The sequence below is a fragment of the Streptomyces sp. NPDC006476 genome (assembly GCF_040612015.1).
GTDB classification, from domain to species: domain Bacteria; phylum Actinomycetota; class Actinomycetes; order Streptomycetales; family Streptomycetaceae; genus Streptomyces; species Streptomyces griseorubiginosus_B.
In genome coordinates this window covers 1-2,224 of the sequence record NZ_JBEXPK010000256.1, presented here as the reverse complement: position 1 = coordinate 2,224, position 2,224 = coordinate 1, and the positions used below count along the sequence as shown (strand labels likewise).

The following is a 2,224-nucleotide window of genomic DNA, read 5'->3' as shown; positions in this document are numbered from 1 at the left end:
CAACGCCAGGCGCCGGACTGTCCAACAGAGCCGGATCCCAACCAGAGAGGTCAAAACTCCACGCCGGACTGTCGACCTGGTCACGCCCGTCGCCCGGCCCCGGCTGCCCAGACATCAGCGGCATGCCGACCACCACGTCCTGCCGAATGACGTCCTGCTCGTCGGGCCCATCGCCCGGACCGGAGCGCCTGACGCCCTCCACGTCGCCCCGCGGTGCCTGCGGTTCCTCGCCCGGCATGCCGGGCTCCCTCAGGGTGACGGAGTCGGTGGAGGGACCGGGGCCCGCGAGATCACCTCCGACCGCACCGGAGGGCTGGGGACCGGCCGACGGGGACTGGGCCGACGGTTCCAGCGTCCTGGCGGACGACACGCGCCACTGCCGTCCCGGCCCGCCGTCCGCCGGGGCGAAATGGACCGTCCAGCTGCCATCGCCATCGGGCGACCTCACCAGACTCCATCCGGTCGGGGGGCGCGTGCCGCCCCGCGTCATCAACTGCGGCTCGTCGTCCCATCCCGGCGACAACCGGGAGTAGCGCACCAGCATGTCCGTGTCCGGCAGGACAACCTTCCAGGCCGTGACGCCGCCGCCGCCGAACTCGAGAGCCGTATGCGTGTCGTCGAAGAACACATTGAAGCGCATGCGATTCGAGTGGGTCTTGATGCTCCACTTCCCGGCGTTCTCGGTGTCGGTCAGGCGGACCGCAACACGCACCCGCCACTTGAAGGACTTGCTCGCCGGCTCTTTTCCATTGAGGACCGGGCTGAGCCATGCCAGACTCACGCCCAGGCTGTCGGCCAACTGCGTGTACGTCTTGTGCCGCGTGGCCAGGCGGCGCAGTGAGGCCGTCCATGCCTCCAGGTCAGCTCCATCCTGCTGATGGACCCAATCGAGAAGACGGTGCGCCGGGTCCGCTCCCGCCTGCGACAGGCGCGTCGCGAGATCATCCCCGGCCGCACCGGCCGGATCCCCACCAGATAAGTCAAAACCCGCCGTCAAATCGTCCAGCCGGTGCTCCGACACCGGCACGCCCGAGACCGATCCCTCCGCCGGGCCCACCGGAACACCCGGACCACCCACGGACCCACCAACGCCAGGCGCCGGACTGTCCAACAGAGCCGGATCCCAACCAGAGAGGTCAAAACTCCACGCCGGACTGTCGACCTGGTCACGCCCGTCGCCCTCCGCACCCGTTCGCGGACGCTTCGCCGCCGGACCCCCCTCACCGCCCAACGCCTCCGCCGCGCCACGAACACGACCAACGGGACCGGACTCCTGGCCGACACCACCGCCGGACGGCGCAGCCCCGCCGGCCCCGAAGACAACCCCAGGCCCAGACCCGGAGCCGGCATCCTCCAAACTCCTCAGCACACCATCGCCACCGACGACGAGACGACGGTCACCGAACCCCGGATGGCTGACGGCATACCCCTGCGGATGCGACTCCACCGCCACGTCTTGGCGAACGACGTCCTGCTCGTCGGGCCCATCGCCCGGACCGGAGGGCCTGTCGCCGTGGGGGCTGCCGCCCACGCCGGCCCTGAGCCTGCCAGCACCGCCGAACTCCTCGGACACCTTCTGGGCCTCGTCCTCGGCACGCTGGAAGCGGTCGGGCTTCCCCTTGTTGTCGAGCAGCGTCCGCGCGACCCGCATCATCGCCCAGTACGTCCGCGGGTCACGCTCACGCATGCCGGCGGCGCCCTCTTGGACAGTGAGCTTGAAGGGCCTGTACTTGCCGGCGATGGTGATCGCCTCGCCCGACAGCTTGCGCGCGACGGTCTTCTCCAGCTTTCCGAAACGCACCTCGAACTCACGCAGGTCGTCCGGCACCTGGAAGCCGGCGTTCTCCACACCGCGCACCGGGTCGGTCTTCGAGCCGGAATCGTCCCGGTCGGGCGCGTTCTGGAATTCGTGGAGGGCTCGGGCGACCTGCATCGTCGCCCAGTACCGCTGCGGGTCCCGGTCCCGCAGCGATGCCGCGCCCTCCTTGATGGTCAGCGGGTACGGGTTGTGCCTGGCGGTGATCCGCGTCGCCTCCTCCCACAGCCGCCTGGCCTCCGGCTCTTCGAGCGGTTCGAGCTGCTCGGCGAAGCGACGGGTTGCCGGGTCGGGTGCGGCATCCCGGCTGCTCGGAGAGTGCGGGCCGGGCTGGCCGGTGTCGGTCTGGCGGGGTGGCTCCTCCCCGGTCGTGGTGGGCGTGGTGGGCGGTGGGTCGCCGGCCGGGTC

General features: G+C 70.6%; 1 pseudogene. It reads right to left on the bottom strand.

Annotated features, from left to right (window positions below):
- Positions 1 to 2,224: pseudogene (locus ABZZ74_RS53745) on the bottom strand (hypothetical protein); the annotation flags it as partial.